Annotated in this window: 19 protein-coding genes and 1 other RNA gene; all 20 read left to right on the top strand. The window is 32.3% G+C overall.

Translation table 11 applies throughout. The features are described from left to right. Positions 1 to 10: 10 nt before the first annotated feature. The 20 genes from rnr to ABV008_RS06165 all read left to right on the top strand — a co-directional run bounded on the left by rnr (position 11) and on the right by ABV008_RS06165 (position 21,401). Positions 11 to 2,122 (top strand): ribonuclease R, encoded by a 2,112-nt coding sequence (rnr, locus tag ABV008_RS06260; protein ID WP_352418959.1) that lies wholly within the window; start codon positions 11 to 13, stop codon positions 2,120 to 2,122. A 143-nt stretch (positions 2,123 to 2,265) separates the two neighbouring features. Beyond that, positions 2,266 to 2,730, top strand: a complete 465-nt coding sequence (gene smpB, locus ABV008_RS06255; protein ID WP_352418958.1) for an SsrA-binding protein SmpB — start codon at positions 2,266 to 2,268, stop codon at positions 2,728 to 2,730. A gap of 65 nt (positions 2,731 to 2,795) precedes the next feature. Next, positions 2,796 to 3,146: a transfer-messenger RNA gene (gene ssrA, locus ABV008_RS06250) on the top strand. Positions 3,147 to 3,288: 142 nt separating this feature from the next. After that, complete coding sequence (locus ABV008_RS06245; RefSeq protein WP_352418957.1) at positions 3,289 to 3,600, top strand: recombinase family protein; 312 nt, start codon at positions 3,289 to 3,291, stop codon at positions 3,598 to 3,600. 67 nt (positions 3,601 to 3,667) lie between these two features. Further along, positions 3,668 to 4,078, top strand: coding sequence for a hypothetical protein (locus ABV008_RS06240; RefSeq protein ID WP_352418956.1), 411 nt, complete (start codon positions 3,668 to 3,670; stop codon positions 4,076 to 4,078). Between the two features lie 186 nt (positions 4,079 to 4,264). After that, complete coding sequence (locus ABV008_RS06235) at positions 4,265 to 4,732, top strand: GNAT family N-acetyltransferase (RefSeq protein ID WP_352418955.1); 468 nt, start codon at positions 4,265 to 4,267, stop codon at positions 4,730 to 4,732. A gap of 221 nt (positions 4,733 to 4,953) precedes the next feature. Continuing rightward, the gene (locus ABV008_RS06230) at positions 4,954 to 5,649 is read left to right on the top strand and encodes a helix-turn-helix domain-containing protein (protein WP_352418954.1); all 696 of its coding nucleotides are present in this window, start codon (positions 4,954 to 4,956) and stop codon (positions 5,647 to 5,649) included. Positions 5,650 to 5,806: 157 nt separating this feature from the next. Further along, positions 5,807 to 6,667, top strand: a complete 861-nt coding sequence (locus tag ABV008_RS06225) for an AraC family transcriptional regulator (protein ID WP_352418953.1) — start codon at positions 5,807 to 5,809, stop codon at positions 6,665 to 6,667. A gap of 278 nt (positions 6,668 to 6,945) precedes the next feature. Then, positions 6,946 to 8,424: a GNAT family N-acetyltransferase gene (locus ABV008_RS06220; RefSeq protein WP_352418952.1), complete on the top strand. Its 1,479-nt coding sequence runs from the start codon at positions 6,946 to 6,948 to the stop codon at positions 8,422 to 8,424. 202 nt (positions 8,425 to 8,626) lie between these two features. Further along, on the top strand, positions 8,627 to 9,808 hold the full coding sequence (locus ABV008_RS06215) for a GNAT family N-acetyltransferase (RefSeq protein WP_352418951.1): 1,182 nt from the start codon (positions 8,627 to 8,629) through the stop codon (positions 9,806 to 9,808). Positions 9,809 to 10,206: 398 nt separating this feature from the next. Beyond that, entirely contained in the window at positions 10,207 to 11,097 is an 891-nt protein-coding gene (locus tag ABV008_RS06210; protein WP_352418950.1) for a YitT family protein, read from the top strand. Between the two features lie 251 nt (positions 11,098 to 11,348). Beyond that, complete coding sequence (locus tag ABV008_RS06205) at positions 11,349 to 12,932, top strand: Asp23/Gls24 family envelope stress response protein (protein ID WP_352418949.1); 1,584 nt, start codon at positions 11,349 to 11,351, stop codon at positions 12,930 to 12,932. A 17-nt stretch (positions 12,933 to 12,949) separates the two neighbouring features. Next, positions 12,950 to 13,087 carry a hypothetical protein gene (locus ABV008_RS06200; RefSeq protein ID WP_352418948.1) on the top strand — a complete coding sequence of 46 codons (138 nt, stop codon included), beginning with the start codon at positions 12,950 to 12,952 and terminating at the stop codon, positions 13,085 to 13,087. 296 nt (positions 13,088 to 13,383) lie between these two features. Beyond that, positions 13,384 to 14,034, top strand: a complete 651-nt coding sequence (locus ABV008_RS06195; protein WP_352418947.1) for a cobalamin B12-binding domain-containing protein — start codon at positions 13,384 to 13,386, stop codon at positions 14,032 to 14,034. A gap of 2 nt (positions 14,035 to 14,036) precedes the next feature. Then, the gene (locus ABV008_RS06190; RefSeq protein ID WP_352418946.1) at positions 14,037 to 15,194 is read left to right on the top strand and encodes an ABC transporter permease; all 1,158 of its coding nucleotides are present in this window, start codon (positions 14,037 to 14,039) and stop codon (positions 15,192 to 15,194) included. Beyond that, positions 15,187 to 15,876 carry an ABC transporter ATP-binding protein gene (locus ABV008_RS06185; RefSeq protein WP_352418945.1) on the top strand — a complete coding sequence of 230 codons (690 nt, stop codon included), beginning with the start codon at positions 15,187 to 15,189 and terminating at the stop codon, positions 15,874 to 15,876. Before ABV008_RS06190 ends, ABV008_RS06185 begins: the two co-directional genes overlap by 8 nt. A 519-nt stretch (positions 15,877 to 16,395) precedes the next feature. Further along, on the top strand, positions 16,396 to 17,535 hold the full coding sequence (locus ABV008_RS06180; RefSeq protein ID WP_352418944.1) for a BMP family lipoprotein: 1,140 nt from the start codon (positions 16,396 to 16,398) through the stop codon (positions 17,533 to 17,535). Positions 17,536 to 17,693: 158 nt separating this feature from the next. Then, complete coding sequence (locus ABV008_RS06175) at positions 17,694 to 19,244, top strand: ABC transporter ATP-binding protein (RefSeq protein ID WP_352418943.1); 1,551 nt, start codon at positions 17,694 to 17,696, stop codon at positions 19,242 to 19,244. Further along, positions 19,234 to 20,436: an ABC transporter permease gene (locus ABV008_RS06170; protein WP_352418942.1), complete on the top strand. Its 1,203-nt coding sequence runs from the start codon at positions 19,234 to 19,236 to the stop codon at positions 20,434 to 20,436. Before ABV008_RS06175 ends, ABV008_RS06170 begins: the two co-directional genes overlap by 11 nt. Beyond that, a complete protein-coding gene (locus tag ABV008_RS06165; protein ID WP_352418941.1) occupies positions 20,436 to 21,401 on the top strand; it encodes an ABC transporter permease in 966 nt (321 codons plus the stop codon). The genes ABV008_RS06170 and ABV008_RS06165 overlap by 1 nt, the downstream gene beginning before the upstream one ends. The last annotated feature ends 46 nt before the right edge of the window (positions 21,402 to 21,447 follow it).

Raw genomic sequence — 21,447 nt, 5'->3', positions numbered from 1 at the left:
AGGAATTTTAATGAACACTAAAGAAAAAATAGTGGAATTTATGGAAAAACAGGCTTACAAGCCTATGCTTAGGGAAGAACTTGCTAGGGCTTTTGAAATTGAAGTAGTAGAATATAAAGACTTTTTTAAATTACTAGATGAGATGGAAAACGAAGGTCTCATAATAAAAACACATAAGGATAGATATGGTATACCAGAGAAGATGAACCTAGTAGTAGGGAGATTACAGTGTCATCAAAGAGGTTTTGGATTTTTAATACCAGAAAATAAAGAACTTAGTGACGTATTTATTTCAGCGCAAGATATGAATGGCGCTTTGCATGGTGATAAAGTAGTCGTTAGGTTAATTACAAAAAGTAGTGAAGGCAGAAGACAAGAAGGAGAGGTAATAAGGCTTTTAGAAAGAGTCAACAAAACAATAGTTGGGATATTTGAAAATAGTAAAAATTTTGGTTTTGTAGTTCCTAGTGATACAAGAATAAATATGGATATATTTATACCAAAGTCAGAGATAAATGGTGCAATAACTAATGAGCTAGTAATAGTAGAGATTACAAAATGGCCTGAAAAAAGAAGGAATCCTGAAGGTAAAATACTAGAAATCTTAGGCCACAAGAAGGATGTAGGTACAGACATTTTAGCAATTATTAAAAAATATGGATTGCCAGAAGATTTTCCTGAAGACGTTTATGCAGAGGCTGAAAGAATACCTGAAGAAATTCGTGAAGAAGAAATAAAGAGAAGATTAGATTTAAGAGACAAGACTATTTTTACAATAGATGGTGCTGATGCAAAGGACTTAGACGATGCTATTTCTATAGAAAAGCTGGAAAATGGGAATTACAAATTAGGAGTACATATAGCAGATGTAACATATTATGTTAGAGAGAATTCTTCTTTAGACAAAGAAGCTTTAAAAAGAGGAACAAGTGTATATCTTGTAGATAGAGTCATACCAATGTTACCACGAAAGCTTTCTAATGGTGTGTGTAGTCTGCATCCTGGTGTTCCACGACTAGCTTTAAGTATTTTTATGGAAATAAACAATAATGGAAAAGTTGTTGATCATCAAATATTAGAGACGGTTATAGAAAGCAAAGAAAGACTAATATATGATGATATATCAGATTTACTTGAAAAAGATGATCCTGAACAAAAACAAAGATACTCTCATATTTTAGATGATTTAAAATTAGCAGAGGAACTTTGTAGAATTTTAACTAAGATGAGAGAAGAAAGGGGAAGCATAGATTTTGATTTTCCAGAGGCTAAAATTATCTTAGATGAAAAAGGTAGGCCTATAGAGGTAAAAAAATATGATAGAAGAATAGCTAATAGAATAATTGAAGAATTTATGCTTATAAGTAATGAAACTGTGGCAGAATACATGTACTGGACAGATATTCCATTTTTATATAGGATTCATGAAGACCCAGATATAGAAAAAATAAATGACTTTAATAAATTTATTCATAATTTTGGATATCACTTAAAGGGCACACAAGAAATACATCCTAAAGAGCTTCAAGAATTAATTAAAAAAATAGAAAATACAAGAGAAGAAACAATAATAAATACATTAATGCTTAGATCCTTGAGAAAAGCTAAATATAGTGCAGAAGCAGAAGGACACTTTGGCTTAGCGGCAAAATACTATACTCATTTTACATCACCTATAAGAAGATATCCTGACCTTCAAATTCATAGGATTATAAAAGAATTTGTAAACAATAAGATAAATGAGCAAAGAATCGATAAACTAAGAGCTCTATTACCTAAAGTTGCAGAACAATCTTCCGTAACAGAAAGAACTGCAGACGAAGCATCTAGAGAAACTGATGATTTAAAGAAAGTAGAATATATGACTAATAGAATAGGACAGGAATACGAGGGCATCATTTCGGGAGTCATGCCTTTTGGAATATTTGTTGAACTTGGAAATACAATAGAGGGGTTAGTTCATATAAGTACTCTTGTAGACGATTATTATGAATATGACCAACCTAATTATAGATTTATAGGTGAAAGGACAAAGAAGATATATAGAATAGGTGACGAAGTCAGAATTAGGGTAGTAGGAACTGATGTAGCCAATAGGCAAATTGATTTTATTTTAGTATAATGTGGTATCTTTATAGTTTTTGTTGAGAATGGGCATATTCCATTCTCAATACGTCTATTTTACTATAACAAATGCAGTTGACATAATCATATGTTTTTGCTATAATTTAATTTGCACTTAAAATAGGTTATGGTGGGGTTTTTATGAGCACAAAGACACAAAACAAAACATTAGCAACTAATAGAAAGGCAAGACATGACTTTTTTATAGAGGAAACTATAGAAGCAGGTATTGCTTTAACAGGTACAGAAGTTAAATCTTTTAGACAAGGAAAAGTCAATCTAAAAGAAAGCTATGCTATGGTTGAAAATAGTGAGGTTTTTATCCATGGCATGCACGTAAGTCCCTATGAACAAGGCAATATATACAATGTAGATCCTCTAAGGAAAAGGAAGCTGCTACTTCACAAAAGAGAAATAAGAAAGTTAGTAGGTTATATTACTCAAAAGGGATACTCCCTAGTACCATTAAGTGCATACCTTAAAGCTGGCAAGGTGAAAATAGAGCTAGCCATTGCAAAAGGTAAAAAGCTATATGACAAAAGGGAAGACATAGCAAAGAAAGATGCAGAAAGAAGAATTCAAAGACATTTAAGTGAAAAATATTAATTGTCATTCTGAAGGTTATGAAGAATCTCTTAGATGCATTAACTCCCAATCCTCAATTAATTCATGGGGGCGAAAAGGTTTCGACGGGGGTGTGGAGTAAAGAGCAGCGAGTCGTTGTCGCCAAGCAACGTAAAAAGTGGCAAACTTAAATTAAACGCAAACGATAATTACGCATTAGCTGCCTAAGCGCAGCTACGTCTACTCTAACGGTCCTGCCCGTTAGATGCTAGGCGCCAAGTAAGCAGGGAACTACTATAGGGAGCTCTCCGACCTATAGTGGATAAATTGGAGATAGTGTAGTAGGAAGCCTGTTGCTAGGCGTCCTATGAGGCGATAACTCAAACTAGCAACTGCACTCGGAGAAGCTCTTTATAAAATGCTTTCGGACGTGGGTTCGATTCCCACCGCCTCCACCATAAAAGAACTTAAATATTGATACAATAGAAACTCCTTGATTTAAAGGGGTTTTGTTGTTTTTGGAGATGAGTTAATGGTGAAATTATTACATCTGCACACCCTTATGCTAAATTATGAACACGGGTGTGCAGTTTTTTGTTGGTGGATGCACTTTTTAGCGATATGGGGGTTGGCGGAATATGTACAAGATATGAAAAATATAAAGAGGATGCACTACTACAAAAGTCTTATACAGTTGATTTTCTAACAAAGAAGAAAAAGGTTAATGAGGGAGAAGTTCCACAATATTATGTAGAGAATAGCCATCCAGCCATTATTGAACCAGAAACCTTTGACCTAGTGCAACTTGAAATGAAAAAGCGAAAGGAAGCTAAAGGTTACAAGACTGGTGGGAATTGTTTTTCAGGGAAAAATAGTATGTGGGGAATAATACAAAACTCCACACATCTATGAAGACCAGATTAAGGAGGCATTTATCAAAGCTTTTAATAGTTTAATAGAAAATAAGGAAGAAATTATAATGGGTTATGAAGTTATATTGGAAGAACTTCTAGACACAACAAAGCTTGAAAAGAAGGCAGCTACTATTCAAAATGAGATGGAAATTGTAGAAGAATTATTTAGAAAGATGGTTTATGAGAATTCTAGAAAGGCTATGGACCAAAAGGAATATTCAAAAAAGTATAATGAATTGGTTGAAAGATATAAAAAGGCCCAAGATGAATTAAATGAAATTGAAGAAAAGCAGCAAGAAAACAAGGTTAGAAAAGATAGCATAGATACCTTTATAGATAGACTTGAAAGTCAAGATACAATTTTAATAGACTTTGATGAAGCTTTATGGACATCTACTGTAGATAAGGTAGTTATAGAAGATGATATTACATTTTACTTCAGGGATGGAACTAAAATTAAACAGGAAATATTATAAAAAATCATAACCTACTGGTTTAGAGGTTATAAAGCCTCAGACTAGTGGGCTATTTTTGTTTTGAATAAAATATGGTAGAAATTAGTTAATCTATTTGATAGAATAAAGGAAATTAAGAATATGTGATTAAAATAATTGATGTATATATGTAGTAAAGAAAAAATTAAATTATATGGAGGGAAGACTATGATACGTTTAATTAGTAAATCAGATTTTGAAGATATCAGAGCATTAACAGATCAAGTTCATACTATTCATGTAAAAAATAGACCAGATATTTATAAAGAAGGAAATCACTTTGGTGAAGAATTATTCGAAAAAATTTTAAATGATTCTTCAGTTATTGCTACTGTCTATGATGATGGAAAAGTTAAAGGGTTTTGTTATATGACTATACAAAATATTGAAAATCAAGCGAGTATGGTCGATAGAAAAAAAGGATTTATTGAGACTATAGTTGTTGATGAAGAATTTAGGAATCAAGGTATTGGAAAAGAATTGTTTTTAGATATAAAGAGTCGAGCTATTAAAACAGGTATAAAATGTATCGAACTGATGATATGGTCATTCAATTCTTTTGCCTTGTCTTTTTATAAAAGCCTTGGAATGACCCCACGAAGTGAGATACTAGAAATAAAACTTATTGATGAATAAGGTCATAAGGATTCCTTAAGTCTTATATCTATGGGAATTGGTGCTGGTGAAGTAGGGATTATCTAAATAATCTTTATTGGTAGTAATATAATAATATGGGATCCTTGAAAAAGTGCGCAACTTTAAGTTGCTAAAAACCAGATAAAAGAAAATGCAGATTGGTGTACAGGTATTATCTTTACCCTTATAATAGGCTTATAATATAAAGGAGGAATGATAATATGAGTTTTGGACAAAATTTGCAGTTTTTAAGAAAGATGTATCATGGCATGACACAAGAGGAGTTAGCTGAAAAAATGGGAGTATCCAGACAGACTGTTTCAAAATGGGAACTAGAAACTGCTTACCCAGAGATGGAAAAGGTAATAGAACTATGCCGATTTTTTTCATGTTCTATGGATCAGTTAGTACGAGAAGATATAAGTATGTGTAATGAGGCATATTCAGATATTCGAGTTGAGGAAATTATGTCATTTCGATATGTCAGGTATGCAGTAATCAGTGGAAATCCTGAAGATGATGCTATAAGGCATGTAAAAGACTGGGCAGTTAGCTATGGGATAGAACAACCTAAAATTATAGGGTGGAATTTTCCACATGTATCACAGGAACAAATAAATGTATATCATATGCACGGTTATGCGGCTGCATGTATTTTACCCTCAAACTTGGAATTAACATGTGATGACTTAGAAGTCATTTCTCAAAGAAATCAAAAATATATAGCTATTACAATTAAGGAACCTTTTAATTCACCATTTAATTTGATTCCAAATGCGTATAAAAGACTTATGCTATATGTGGAGGTAAATGGAATTAAGCATAAGCAAACTATGGAAATCTTATCCTGCTTTGAGAAGGAATACGAAAAAGATGGCATTAGTTATATGGATGTGTATATAGCTGTTGATCTTTAAAGATTGGTTAACAGAATATATGTAGATTCTGAGTAGTATGTATTGTCTGGTTTATATGTTACATAATTTATATTTGAAAAGACAAAACATAACACAAAAAGTCGGGAACAATCTCTTGATAAGAGATAAGATATATTTGCAGATAGGGGTGATGAATATGGGATGGGTTGAAGGAATTGGTAGGGCTATTAATTATATTGAAGATAATATCACAGAAGAAATTTCAATAGAGGATATTGCAGAAAAAGCATTTATATCTCCATTTTATTTCCAAAAAGGTTTTGCAATGCTTTGTGGTTTTACGGTTGGAGAGTATATTAGACAACGTAGGCTTACACTTGCCGGTAGTGAACTTATTTCTACTGATAAAAGGATTATCGATATTGCAGTGAAATATGGCTACACCTCAGCAGATAGTTTCACAAAGGCTTTTACCCGATTTCATGGCGTTACACCTACTGCAGTCCGAAAAGATGGAGCAATGGTTAAATCATTTGCCCCACTAAAAATCAAATTCTCATTGGAAGGTGGTTATATTATGGATTACAAAATTGTTGAAAAAGATTCATTCACTATTATGGGTGTATCAAGGATGTTTAAGTATGATAATGCAACTATGAAAATTCCACAGTTTTGGACAGAGCATTATCAAACAGGAAAGGGTAAGTTTGTATGTGGAATGTATGGGATATGTATAGATGAGAGTATGGCGGATTCAGATGAATTCGAGTACTTAATTGCAGATAATTATAATCCATGCTTGGAAATACCTGATGGTTTTGTTACAAAGGTTATACCTAAACATACATGGGCTATTTTTGCTTGTAAGGGTGCAATGCCAAAATCTTTGCAAGATGTGAATAAAAAAATTTTCTCAGAATGGCTGCCTAATTGCAAGGATTACGAAATTGCAGCAGGTTATAATGTTGAAATGTATACCAATATAGCTGATTATCCACAGGGTAATCAGGATGAAAACTATTATAGTGAAATTTGGATTCCTGTCAAAGAAAAATAATTATGTAGGATAATTAAGGTTTATAAAAAGTAAAACTCACTGGTTTTAAAGAGATAATGCTTTAGACTAGTGAGTTATTTTTTATTTCAAATAAAATCTGGTAGAAATTAGTTAATGTATATGATAGAATAAAGGAAATCAAGGATATTTTATGTATACGTATATACGTTAAAATATAAGAAATAGATGAATTAGTGATGATTTATAAGTTATAATAGAAAATATAATTCCCGGTTTCCAATGAAAAGGGATATTTGGGATAAACGGAGGAAGCACAGATGATTAATAAGACTGAATTAAGTAAAAAAATAGATAAATGTGCTGAAGAGTGGGGAGTAGCTGGAGCAGTGGCAATCTATAAAGCTGAAGAATGTTATCATAAGAATTTCTATGGTCTTGCAGATAGAGAAAAAAACATACCAATAACTAAGAATAGTACATATCTTATGTCTTTTAATAGTAGATTTTTACTAGGTTTATGTATAGGAATGTTGATTGATGAAGACAAACTAAAGCTTGAAGATAAATTGGACAAGTATATTCCTGAATATACTCATAGTTCTGAAATTACAATAAATCAACTTTGTTTAAAGCAGAGTGGAATTCCAGACTTTTTTAATGGTGGAATAATGAAAAAACAACAAACAGATGCTGAATATCAAGTTTTAACTGATGAAGATCGCAACCTAATAGATAGAAAACTATTTGTTCACCCATGGACATTTGAAGATGCAATTACTTATGTAGATGGAAAAGAGTTAACTAATGCACCAGGAACTGAGCCTACTGATGATCTTGATAATATGACAGAAACCCTATTTATACGAGAAGTCATTGAAAGAGCTTCAGCAAAAAACCTACCAGATTATGTAAGAAACAGAATCTTTGCTCCTCTTGGAATTAGAGGAGAATATTCCAAAGTCAATACTAAACCCTATGTGGTTTATGGAATGGCTGATTATATGAATGGCCAATATGAAGATGATAATAAATATACTTTCTCAATGAATTATGATGAAGCAGAGAAATTATTAGTTGCGGTGTTGAATAAGAAGTTACTGTCAGAAAAAGCATGGAAAGCAATTACTGCACCGGCTACATTTGAACAAAGTATTATATTTAATTCGGTTTCTGGATGGCTTAGTGCAAGGGACTTTGGTTATGGTAATCTAGGATGGAGTAATTATTTTTATTTGGATTGGGATACAGGAATAGGTCTTATTCATCTAACAAACAGTGAACTTATTGTACGATCTGAAAATGGGAGCCTAAGCCAATTTCGTAAAGAGTTTCGTCAAGAGACAGCTGCATCATTTGTATATCCCAATAATCCTAGGCTAGTACCTTTTAGTAAAAATAATGTATGGGATGCAATGCAGTTATCAATAAATGATGAACAACTAGAATATATGAGCAATGCTAAAGAAGCAATTTGTATAGCATATGCTTATAAACACGAGCTGTTTATTCTTATGGAAGGCAATCGATCCATCGGCTTATTAGCATTTAGCATGGATAGTAAAAATAAAAAGTATTACATTGAAAGTGTACTAATAGACAAAAAATATCAGCAACGTGGTTTTGGTAAGATTATGATGATAAAAGGAATTGAATATTTAAAATCCATTGGATGCACCCATCTAAGTATCGGAGTTAATCGATTTAATGTTGCTGCTCAGAAATTGTATAAATCAGTAGGCTTTGAAGAAAAGACTGTGTATGAAGATTTCGTTGAGTTGGAAACATATTTTGATTAAGATTTAGAAGTGTTTGGAACTATTTATGATGATTAAAATACTTACAAGCGGATTTCCTAACGTGTTTACGGATGATTTTAGTAGCTTATCGAAGACATATTTAAAAACAGTAAATTTGTTGAGGGAGTATGGTAATTATAAAATGAGCAGAACTAGAGCATGTTAAGATAATAACTGATATGAAAAAGAAAGGATAAAGATCATGGAATATGAAATTATACATTTACAAAAAGAGAAATGGAAGGGAACCATAATTCCAATTAAGTATACAACAGATAAGTATTATGATGTTATAGTAAATAAAACAGATAAAGGATTTGCAATTGAGATAGAAAAGAAAGAATTTACAGAGCCAGTGACTCACACACCAGAAGAATATGACTTTCCAGATAAGTTATATGAAGAACACTGGGAGGATGCCTATGCTTGGGGAGTGGTAGTTAATGACGAATTAGTTGCTGCAATAGAAACTAATCAAGAATTATGGTCTAATCGTCTAAGAATTACAGATCTTTGGGTGGCAGAAAAATATCAAAAACAAGGAATTGGTCATGCGTTAATTGAGATGGCAAAGGAGCAAGCAAGAAGAGAACGTCGTAGAGCGATTATACTAGAAACACAATCTTGCAATGTTAATGCAATAGATTTTTATCTGCATGAAGGCTTTAGCTTGATTGGCATGGATACTTGTTGCTACAAGAACAATGATTTGCAAAGAAAAGAAGTAAGGTTAGAATTTGGATGGTTTCCAGAAGAAAAGAAAAGATTAAATAGAGAAGAAATAGAAATTAGAATGGAAACAAGGTCGGATTGGTATAATGTAGAGTTAATGACACAGCATGCATTTTGGAATAAACATCATCTTGGATGTGACGAACATTACCTTGTACACATATTACGTCAAGACAAAGACTATCTTCCAGAGTTAAGCAGAATAGCAGTAAAGGATGGCAATGTAATAGGATGTATAATGTATTCAAAGGCACGAGTTGTTGACCGTGAAGATACGCATGAAATTATAACCTTTGGACCTCTTTGTGTAGAGCCTAAATGGCAAGGATGTGGAGTTGGTGAGCTGTTATTAAGGGAAACAATGAAATTAGCTGCAAATAAAGGGTATAAAGGGATTGTAATTTTTGGAGAACCGGATTATTATCCTAGAATTGGATTTAAAACATGTGATAATTTTAACATTACAACCGCCGATGGTAAAAACTTTGATGCATTTATGGGAATTGAATTAGCAGAAGATAGTATGAAAGGTATAAAAGGAAAGTTCTACGAATCGGAAGTTTTTAATAATCTTCCAAAGGAAGAAGTGGAAGAATATAATAAAAAATTCCCACAACTACAAAAATTAAGATTTCCAGGACAATGGGATTAATTAAATATTAAAATCAATTTAAACAACTTTGTTAACAGTTGCAATTTATAAACTAGAATATATTAAAAAAGCCTTTTAGCGTTAATCGAATATTGCTAAATTGTATTAAAATTTGAGTTGTTAGACATAAAAAACTATAATTTTGATACAATAGAAACTCCTTGATTTCAAGGAGTTTTGTTGTTTTTGTATTTGGTAGGTTTGAAAAAAGTCATAAGAATTCACAGAAAATATAAAATGTACATTATGAGTTCTTAAAAAAATTAAAATTAAAGATTTTGAAATACAGGTATTTATGGTAGAATTAATCCTGTAAACGATTTTTTTGTTAATATTATAACAAACTAATTATATTTGCAAATAAGAAATGGTTAGCTTTAAATTTGAGGAGGGATAAAATGAGTGAAAGGATAAAGTCTTTTATTAAGGATTTATCAATTTTAACAATAGGTATGTTTATTGGAGCATTAGCTGTACATTTTTTTTTGATACCGAGTAAATTAATTGTTGGCTCTATTACTGGTTTATCAATAGTAATTAATTTGCTTACATCAATACCATTGTCAGTATTAATTTTTATTATAAATGCATTTTTGCTAATTTTATCTTACTTACTTATTGGGAAAGAATTTGGTATTAAAACTATATACGCAGCGTTGATTTTGTCACCTATGCTTGCAATACTAGAAAAATTATGTCCAATTAAACAATCATTGATGCAGGATCAGTGGCTAGATCTTTTGTGTTTTGTTTTGCTTTTGAGTTTTTCACAAACGATTTTATTTAGACGCAATGCATCAACTGGTGGTTTAGATATTATAGCTAAAATTGTAAGCAAATATTTTCATGTTGATTTAGGTGCATCAGTTTCTATTGCAGGATCAATTATTTGTTTTACTGCAATTTTTGTGTATGATATAAGAACAGTAATCATAGGATTAATTGGAACTTATCTCAATGGATTAATATTAGAGCACTTTATGATAGGGTTTTATTCTAGAAAAAGGGTTTGTGTTATTTCTAAAGATTACGAGTCAATTCGTAAATTTATAATAGAAGATATGCATCGAGGTGCAACATTATATCCAATTAAAGGGGGATTAAGATCTGAGGACAACTTTGAAATTCAAAGTTTAATGACACGAAATGAATTTTCTTATCTTATGGAATTTATTAAAAAAGAACAAATTGATGCATTTATTACAGCAGGAACAGTTAGTGAAATTTATGGCAATCTTGGAGTAAAAGGAATCAAAAGTAAACCAAAAGTATTACTTAAAAGTAAATAAAAATATCTAATAGTTTATGTACCCCAAACTTTAGACAATAATCTAAATTTTATGAGGTGCATTTTTAGTGGTGTAAAATTGGAAAAGCTTATCGAAGAAAAAGGAATTAAAATTCCAATGTGGTCAGATGAATACCCATTGAATCTTTTAAAGATGGCGTTATCTTATTAATAACATGATATAATATATCATGGATATAAAAAAAGGCAGTAGAAAATTTTCCCTGTCTTCAAACAAGGAGGTAAAAATTTATGAAAAAACAATTAAATTTCGCAAAAATTATAGCATTATTATCAATTCTTTTAGTAGCTTTTATTTTATGGTATATATTTTTACCAGCATTCAATTTACATTCTTTTGGATTTTGGATTTATCTTTTAGTTAATTTAATATATATCGTAACTATTTTAATTACATTTAACAAAAAGTATTACAAACTTTATATGATACCAGTAATTCTTATGGCCTTATTTATTGTATTAAAATTATTTTCTGCAACAATATTTAATTCAACAAGGTATGCAAATTTAATTAAAAAAGAAAACAGTTCTTTTGAAGAAGATATTAAAGAAGCTTCATTTGAACAAGTTCCTACAGTTGATAGAGATACAGCACAAAGATTAGGTAGTAGAAAAATGGGGGAAATGTTAGAATTAGTTTCTCAATACAATGTATCCAATGCTTATACTCAAATCAATTTTGATGATAAACCTGTAAGAGTTACTCCGCTTGAATACAATGGGTTCTTAAAGTGGATAGGCAACAAAAAAGAAGGAATACCTAACTATATAATAGTAGATATGATAGACGGTAAAGTAGAGTTAAAGAAACTTGAAAACAATATTAAATATTCTAAATCAGATAAATTCTCAAGAGATATTTATCGACATTTAAGAAAAAATTATCCTACAGATATGTTTTTTGAAATCAATTTTGAAATAGATGAGGAAGGAATTCCTTATTGGGTTGCACCAGTATATCACAATAAAATTGGTTGGTTTGGAGGATTAGATGTAAAAGAAGTAATACTAACCAATGCAACAAATGGAGAAACTACAAAATATAATATAAAAGATGTACCGAAATGGGTGGATAGAATTTATGATGCAGATGAAATAGTTAAACAGCTTAATTGGAATGGAGGACTTCAATTAGGATTTTTTAATTCATTGTTTGCTCAAAAAGGTGTATTACAAACAACTGAAGGGTATAATTATCTAGCTATAGATGATGATGTTTACCTATATACAGGTATGACTTCTGTAGGAGCAGATGAATCTAATGTCGGCTTTGTACTTGTAAACTTAAGAACAAAAGATACTAAATTCTATAAAATGTCATCAGCAGAAGAATTTTCAGCTATGGGAAGTGCCGAAGGAGCAGTACAAGAAAAAGGATATAAATCAACATTTCCAATATTATTAAATATAGATAATAAACCAACCTATTTTATGTCTTTGAAAGATGAAGCTGGATTGGTTAAGATGTATGCATTAGTTGATGCTCAGAATTATCAAAAAGTATCAATTGGTGCAGCAGTAAGCAATGTTGTTAGCACACATATAGGCAGGGATATAACAAATCTTCAATCAGAAGAAGATGTCGAACCAACAGAATTCTTTAACACAAAAGGTAAAATAATAAGCATTGAATCAGTTGTTATTGACTGTAACACCCATTATTATTTCATATTGGATAATAGCAATAGGATATTTATAGCTAATATTGGAGTATCAGAAAAGTTACCATTCATAGAAGCTAATGATGAAGTTAATATAGAATATTATGAAAAGAACAACCTTAATCAAGTAATGGAACTAGAACTTGTAAAATAAAGTAACGTTTTAGCACAGTGAGAGAAACAATATCTAAGATAATACGAGATGAACACGTATGGAAGAATTGCTATTTTATGATTATTGGGAAGAGAACAGCCTTTGAGCTTGATACGGAATCTATGAAGTTGCTGAAGCTCATATCCTGTCAGTAGGAGATGAGCGGAGGGAATGTCAAATTACTAATTGCACTTGGTGAAGCTCTTTATAAAGTGCTTTCTGATCCCACTGCCTCCACCATACATACATGTAAATATTGATGCAATGCAAACCTCTTGATTTCAAGGGGTTTTGTTATTTTTGAATAGAATCACTATAAATTATTAATTAGAGGTAATTTTTATTTATAAAAGTAATTAAATAAATACGGTTATTGTCTATAAAAAATTGTTTATTGATTAACTAAAGGGTATATATGTTGATGGAAATCTAACTAGAAGGAGTGTAAAACTTGGAAGGCTTATATGAGAAACTATTAGTTTCATTGCAAGAAGAAAACAAAGAAAAAGCATTAAATATGTGTATAACAGCATTAAAAGAAAAAAGCATATCAATAGTAGACCTATATCAAAGTATACTAAGTCCAGCATTAAATCACATAATAGAGGAATATCCTAATGATGAAGATTTAATCTGGAGAGAGCATGTTAGAAGTGGAATTATAAGAAATATAGTAGAGGCTGCATTCCCTTATGTATTAGCAGAAAGGGATAGTTTTGGTGAATCTAACAAAGGAAATGTAATAGTAATGTGCCCAGAATATGAAGACCATGATCTAGGAGCAAGAATGGTATCTGATTTTTTCACAATAGTAGGTTACAATTCAACATTCATTGGAGCAAAAACACCAAGTAAAACAATATTAAAAGCAGTAGAAATCGTATCACCAAAGTATCTATGTATAAGTGTCACAAACTATTACAACTTGATTTCTGTTAAGAAAACAATAGAAGGCATAAAATCATCCACAAAGAACAACATAATATTCTTATTAGGAGGAAGCGCATTTGTTTCCAATCCTAGTGCTCACAAAGAAGTAGGGGGAGATTATTTACTTAATAGCTTCCAAGACATCAAAGACTTAGGCAAGGGAGTTGAATAAATTTGAAATTAGCATTTAGTATAGCAACAAGATTTCTTAAATCTAGCAAAGGACAAACAGCTCTTATTGCAATAGGTATAGCTATTGGGGTATCGGTACAAATATTTATAGGATCCTTGATAGATGGATTACAATTATCATTAATAGACAAAACCATAGGTAGTTCCTCACATATAACAATACAACCAAAAGGTAAAGAAAACTATTTTGAAGACAATGATGAAATAATAAATAAACTAAGAAAAGATGATAGATTTACTGCAGTATCTAAATCCTTAGATGCATCAGGATTTGTATTACAAGACGAAGAAACATATCCTGTACTTATGAGAGGATTTGAGTTCGAGAATGCAAACAATATATATAAATTAGACGAAAAACTAATAGAAGGCAACCTACCTTCATCATCAATGGAAATATTACTAGGCAAGAATTTAGTTCAGGAACTCGGATTCAAAATAGGAGACAAGGTATCTTTTTTAACACCGGATGGTAGATACATGGAGTCTAAACTAGTAGGAGTATTTGATTTAAAAGTAGCAAGCCTTAACAAATCATGGTCAATAAGTACCATAGACAATGTAGGGGAAATATTTGAGAAAGAAGGTAGCTTATCTACAATAGAAACTCAAATAGAAGAAGTTTTTGATGCAGATATAATAGCCAAAAGTTTAGATAGTTACTTGCAAGAATTTGAGTTAGAATCATCTAACTGGAAAGTACAAAACGAAGAGCTACTATCAGGATTAGCAGGTCAATCAGCCTCAAGTATTATGATACAAGTATTTGTATTACTTGCAGTATTACTAGGTATAGCATCAGTGCTGGCAATTTCAGTAATTCAAAAATCTAGGCAAATAGGTATATTAAAAGCCATGGGAATAAAAGACAAAGATGCAAGTTTAATCTTCTTATTCCAAGGATTATTACTAGGTGTTATAGGATCAATAATTGGGACAGGTCTTGGGATATCATTTTCATATATATTTTCAACCTTTGTTAAAAACCCAGATGGAACTCCACTAGTACCATTCTATTTAGATATTAAATTTGTAGGTTTATCAGTTGCAATAGCCATAGCTTCTTCAACTATTGCAGCATTAATACCAGCTAGAAAGTCTTCTAAGCTAAATCCAATTGAGGTGATTAAGAATGGCTAATATATTAGAACTTAAAAACATAAATAAAATATATGGTGAAAAAATAAAAACACAGGTACTATATAATATAAACTTGGACTTCCAAGAGTCCTCATTTAACTCAATAATAGGGGCATCAGGAAGTGGGAAATCTACCTTAATGAACATCATAGGAACATTGGATAAGGCTACCAGTGGAGATGTACTAATAGATGGGAATAACATAACCAACTTCAACAAAGAACAACTTGCAGTCCTTAGAAATGAAACCATAGGATTTATATTTCAGTTTCATTATCTATTACCAGAGTTTACAGTACTAGAAAATGTTTTGATGCCATATAGAATAAAGCACAACAAAGTCACAAAAGAAGCATTAAAAAGAGCAAATGATCTAATAGAAATAGTAGGATTAAGCAAAGTAATAAATAACAAAGCAACAGACATATCTGGAGGACAGCAACAAAGAGCGGCAATAGCAAGATCACTTATCAATAGTCCAAGGATTATATTAGGCGATGAGCCAACAGGAAATCTTGATTCCGAAACAACAGAAACAGTATATAATCTATTAAGAGAAATAAACAACGAATTCAAATCAACATTTATTGTTATAACCCATGATAAAAGAATAGCAGAAAAAGCAGACAGAATTATAGAAATAAAAGATGGAAAGATATACGCAGATTTTATAAAAGGATAATATTGAATCCATAGTGAGGTAATTAATCACTATGGATTCAATTATATTCAAGGAGTTATTTACTCAAGTAGTGGTACTTAGATAATTTCTTGGCTTGGTAGATGAGTGGGAATATTGTAGTCTCAATAAATCTGAGTGCATAAAATACTCGTTAGTACATTTTGATAAAAGACAAGATATTGAAAAATAGAGGTAATGAAAGGAGACAGCAATTCAGAAAAATGAACTAGAAAAGATTAAACTGGCAAATAAAATGCTTGAGAAAAAAGCCTATGCCTGTTACCAAAAATAACAACTTATTTAGCGATAACTTCACATATCAGTATAAAGAAGCTAATATATTAAATTAATCATTTTTTTAAAAACAGAAAATTATAATATCATTCAAAAAAGCATAGAAAAATGTGTCATGCAAGGAATAAAGCGATAATCAAGTGAAATAGTAGTTGTATTTTTGGACTAGAAGGGTTATAATTTAATCGAGACACAAGTAAAATGAATTAAATAGGGGGTCATAAAATGAAAAAGGTACTAACGATTGCTTTAGCAATCATGTTGGCAGTTATGAGTTTAGCTGGTTGTAGCAGCAACACAAGTAAGGGTGCTGAAATAGCACTTATCACTGACAAAGGGAATATTGATGACAAATCATTTAACCAAGGAGCTTGGGAAGGTGTAGTTGCTTTTGCAGAAGCAGAAAAAATCACACATACATATATCAAACCTGAAGAGGCTTCAGATGCTGGATACCTTGCAGCTATAGATCTTGCAGTAGCAGGTGGAGCAAAAGTAGTTGTAACACCAGGATTCTTGTTTGAGGTTCCTATCTATGAAGCACAGACAAAATATCCAGAAGTTAAATTTATTCTTCTTGATGGAGCACCTCACACAGCAGATTATTCAACATTCGAAACTAAGGAAAACGTTGCAAGTATAATGTATTCTGAGGAACAATCAGGATATCTTGCAGGCTATGCAGCAGTTATGGATGGAATGACTAATCTTGGATTCATGGGTGGTATGGCTGTTCCAGCTGTACAGGCATTTGGATATGGATATCTTCAAGGAGCTGAAGATGCTGCTAAAGAATTAGGTCTTTCTGATGGAGCAATAAAAGCAACATACCATTATACTGGTAACTTTGAAGAAAATGACACAAACAAAGCAACTGCAAAAACAATGTATCAAGAAGGTACAGAAGTAATATTCGCATGTGGTGGTGCAGTTGGTAAATCTGTTATGTCAGCAGCTAGTGAAGCTGGTGCAAAGGTTATTGGTGTTGACGTTGACCAAAGATATGATAGCGAAACTGTTATATCATCAGCTACAAAAGGTCTTGCAGCTTCAGTAATAAGTGTACTTGAATCTATCTATAAGACAGATAGTTGGGCAACATACGCAGGAAAAACAACATACTTTAATGCAGCTAACGATGGTGTTGGTCTTCCAACTACTGTAATAGGCGATGAGAAAGCAGATGCATTTGATAGATTCCAATCTTTCAATAAGGAAGCATATGATAATTTATTTGCTAAACTTGTTGATGGAAGCGTTACTCCTATTCGTGAAATCGAAGTTGCAGATCCATCAGGAAATGCTACTGCTGAAGAACTTACTAATCAATTGAACCTTGTAAAAGTTGTAGTTACAACAAGATAGTAAAAATAATAAATTTTACCTGCCATATTAGGCTAGGCCTTATGCAAGTAAGATTCAACTAATGGAGGAAGGCTTAAGTTTTCCTCCATTTTCTATATAAAAATCCTTAGAAATATGTTAATATAAAAGTAAAAAATAATTGAAAAGAAGAGGTTGACGTGGAAAATTATATTGTTGAAATGCTTAATATTACAAAAAAATTCCCGGGTATTATTGCTAACGACAATATTACCCTAAAACTGAAAAAAGGAGAAATTCATGCTCTTTTAGGAGAAAATGGTGCTGGTAAATCTACCCTTATGAGTGTACTTTTCGGTCTTTATCAACCTGAAAATGGTGAAATAAGAAAGAATGGAGAAGTTGTCAAAATCAACAATCCTAATGATGCAAATGCTTTAGGAATTGGAATGGTCCACCAACACTTTAAGTTGGTAGAGATTTTCACTGTGCTAGAAAATATTATTCTTGGTGTAGAACCAAATAGGATGGGATTTCTTGAAAAGAAGGAAGCAAGAAAAAAAGTTATAGAGCTTAGCGAAAGATATGGGCTTAAAGTTGATCCAGATGCCTTAATTGAAAATATTACAGTTGGAATGCAGCAAAGAGTAGAAATTCTCAAAATGCTATACAGGGATAATGAAATTTTAATTTTTGATGAGCCTACAGCTGTACTAACTCCGCAGGAGATTAAAGAACTTCTCCAGATTATGAAGGGCTTTGCGAATGAGGGAAAATCGATTCTTTTTATTACCCATAAACTTAATGAAATTATGGAGGTTGCAGACAGATGTACAGTTTTAAGAAAAGGTAAATACATCGGAACTGTATATATTAAAGATACAACCAAGGAAGAGCTTTCACGGATGATGGTAGGCCGTGATATAAGCTTTAGTGTAGATAAAAAAGAACCTAAAGTTGGAGATGTGGTTCTTTCAGTTAGAAATCTTACTGTATCATCTAAAACCCATAAAACAAAAGATGCTATAAAAAACGTATCCTTCAATGTTAGAGCAGGTGAGATAGTATGTCTTGCAGGAATTGATGGCAATGGGCAGACTGAATTTGTTAATGCTCTTACTGGGCTGGAAAAGGTTAGTTCAGGTAGTATTACACTATGTGGCAAGGATATCACCAAAGCATCAATTAGACAACGTTCTATAGCTGGTATGAGTCATATTCCAGAGGATAGACACAAACATGGTCTTGTATTAGATTATAAACTTGAGGAAAATTTAGTACTTCAGAGATATTGGCAGCCTGAATTCCAAAAGGGAGGATTCATAAAGTTTGATGCTGTAAGAGAATATGCTGAAAGGCTTATAGATAAATTTGATATCAGAAGTGGCCAAGGACCAGTAACTATGACGAGAAGTATGTCTGGTGGTAATCAGCAGAAGGCAATTATAGCAAGAGAAATTGACAAGGAGCATGAGCTTCTTGTAGCAGTACAACCTACAAGAGGTCTAGATGTAGGAGCAATAGAGTATGTACACAAGCAGCTTGTTGCAAGACGTGATGCAGGTAAGGCTGTATTTCTTGTATCACTGGAACTGGATGAGGTTATGAATGTAAGCGATCGTATTCTAGTCATATATGAAGGGGAGATTGTTGGAGAACTTGATCCAAAGACTACAACTGTACAAGAGCTTGGACTTTATATGTCAGGAGCAAAACGTGATACCGTAAAGGAGATTAATGATGCAGGATAAAAATAGTTCATATAAAAAAAATAGATTTGACTTTAAGAGTATTAAAAATAACATTGGGTTTTCTTCATTTTCATCTGCTTTAATGGCTATTTTCCTTGGTCTAATTTTCGGTTTCTTAGTAATGATTGTTGCAAAACCAGGGAATGCTTTAGCAGGATTTCAAAATGTAGTTCTTGGAGGATTCAGTAGAATAGGTGACGTGTTTTACTTTGCAACACCAATACTCATGACAGGTCTAGCTGTTGGCTTTGCATTCAAGATGGGATTATTTAATATAGGAGCCTCAGGACAATACACTATGGGGATGTTTTTTGCTCTCTATGTAGGTTTTATGTGGGATTTACCAAGTAACATACATTGGGTAGTAGCTGTTTTAGCTGGAATGATAGGAGGTATGCTTTGGGGCTTTGTACCTGGAATTTTTAAAGCCCTTCTGAATGTAAACGAAGTAATCACATCAATAATGTTCAACTACATTGGCATGTATCTTGTGGATATGATTATTCAAGGAAGTTCTGTCATGTATGTATCTAACAAAACAAGAACTAATTATTTACCAGCTGATGTTCAGATTCCTTCTCTTGGAATTCCGAATTCCAATGTAAATTTAGGAATTGTATTGGCAATAATTATTGCAATTATTCTATATATAGTGCTTCAAAAAACTACCTTTGGTTATGAATTAAAGGCAACCGGCTTCAACAAACATGCTAGTGAATATGCGGGGATGAAAGGCAAAAGAAACATAATTATTACAATGGTAATTGCAGGTGGTCTTGCAGGGCTTGGAGGAGCATTTGCAATACTAGCTCCATCTGCCATTGCAGGAAGCAGTATGACATATGAACCTATTAATATTATTGCTCCCAATGGCTTCAATGGTATAGCAGTTGCACTTTTAGGAAGCTCACATCCAATAGGTACTATTTTTTCAGCAGTCTTTATTTCTCACATACAGCGTGGAGGCACTCTTGCAAGTCTTGTAGGCTATAAGCCTGAAATTATAGACGTTGTTGTTGCTGTTATAATTTATTTCTCAGCATTTGCAATGATAATGAATACAGCATTAGCTAAGTTTGTAAAGAGACATTTTGGGAAAAAACACGCTGACCAAACAACAATAGAGAGTGAAGAACCTACGCATGATGATCAAGATCGAGTTTCAGACAATAATACAAGGGAGGCAGAATAATGGATACTGTATATTATTTAATTCAAAATATGCTTCCTGTAGCAATGCCATTGCTTCTTGTAGCATTAGGTGGTATGTTCAGTGAAATAGGTGGTGTAGTAAACATTGCACTTGAAGGAATAATGCTTTTTGGAGCTTTCTTTGGCGCATTGTTTGTTTATTTTGTCCAAGGTACAGGAATGGACCCACAAACTGTTCTACTTCTAGGAATGTTAATTGCTGCAGTAGCAGGTGTAATATATTCACTGCTTTTATCTTTTGCAGCAGTTACGATGAAGGCAGATCAAGTTATTACTGGTACTTCTCTTAACATGCTTATACCGGCAGCGATTTTACTTTTTTCAAAAATGTTCTTCAATAGTGATGGTATCACTACAAACATGAACTTTTATATTCGGGAAATACCTGTTTTAGGAAAGATTCCGGTGTTGGGGCAGATGTTTTTTCAGAGAACGTATTTAACAGTTCTAATTAGCGTTATATTTCTTATAATAGCAGTAATTGTTTTTTATAAAACAAGATTTGGTTTACGACTTCGAGCATGTGGAGAGCATCCTCATGCTGCTGATTCTGTAGGCATCAATGTCCATAAAATGAGATATGCAGGTACTAGTATCTCTGGTATTCTAGGTGGAATCGGAGGATTTTTCTACTCAGTTGGAGTTATGGATGGTAATGTAAATGGACATACAGGAGTTGCAGGATTTGGATTCCTAGCTTTGGCAGTAATGATTTTTGGTCAATGGAAGCCTATAAAGATTCTTTTTGCAGCTTTATTCTTTGCATTCCTTAGAACTCTAGCATACTCCGTAGCCCTAGTACCATTTTTAAATAACTTAGGTATCAATCAAACCTACTATAAGATGATGCCATATTTAGCTACTATGGTTGTACTTGCATTTACCTCAAAGAAATCAAGAGCACCAAAGGCAGAGGGTATACCATACGACAAATCTCAGAGATAAGAAATATATAGGATGAATATTATCAAAATGTGAAGCCTTGATTAGA

Origin of the sequence: Proteiniborus sp. (genome assembly GCF_040308045.1) — a bacterium.
Taxonomy (GTDB): Bacteria; Bacillota; Clostridia; order Tissierellales; family Proteiniboraceae; genus Proteiniborus.
Note: the sequence above shows the minus strand (reverse complement) of the source record. Positions and strands in the feature narration are given on the sequence as shown.

Coding starts and splice junctions, on each gene's coding strand:
- ABV008_RS06165 (WP_352418941.1), top strand. CDS start 20,436: ATGGATACTGTATATTATTTAATTCAAAATATGCTTCCTGTAGCAATG.
- ABV008_RS06230 (WP_352418954.1), top strand. CDS start 4,954: ATGAGTTTTGGACAAAATTTGCAGTTTTTAAGAAAGATGTATCATGGC.
- ABV008_RS06220 (WP_352418952.1), top strand. CDS start 6,946: ATGATTAATAAGACTGAATTAAGTAAAAAAATAGATAAATGTGCTGAA.
- ABV008_RS06170 (WP_352418942.1), top strand. CDS start 19,234: ATGCAGGATAAAAATAGTTCATATAAAAAAAATAGATTTGACTTTAAG.
- rnr (WP_352418959.1), top strand. CDS start 11: ATGAACACTAAAGAAAAAATAGTGGAATTTATGGAAAAACAGGCTTAC.
- ABV008_RS06240 (WP_352418956.1), top strand. CDS start 3,668: ATGGGTTATGAAGTTATATTGGAAGAACTTCTAGACACAACAAAGCTT.
- ABV008_RS06215 (WP_352418951.1), top strand. CDS start 8,627: ATGGAATATGAAATTATACATTTACAAAAAGAGAAATGGAAGGGAACC.
- ABV008_RS06180 (WP_352418944.1), top strand. CDS start 16,396: ATGAAAAAGGTACTAACGATTGCTTTAGCAATCATGTTGGCAGTTATG.
- ABV008_RS06235 (WP_352418955.1), top strand. CDS start 4,265: ATGATACGTTTAATTAGTAAATCAGATTTTGAAGATATCAGAGCATTA.
- ABV008_RS06210 (WP_352418950.1), top strand. CDS start 10,207: ATGAGTGAAAGGATAAAGTCTTTTATTAAGGATTTATCAATTTTAACA.
- ABV008_RS06205 (WP_352418949.1), top strand. CDS start 11,349: ATGAAAAAACAATTAAATTTCGCAAAAATTATAGCATTATTATCAATT.
- ABV008_RS06185 (WP_352418945.1), top strand. CDS start 15,187: ATGGCTAATATATTAGAACTTAAAAACATAAATAAAATATATGGTGAA.
- smpB (WP_352418958.1), top strand. CDS start 2,266: ATGAGCACAAAGACACAAAACAAAACATTAGCAACTAATAGAAAGGCA.
- ABV008_RS06225 (WP_352418953.1), top strand. CDS start 5,807: ATGGGATGGGTTGAAGGAATTGGTAGGGCTATTAATTATATTGAAGAT.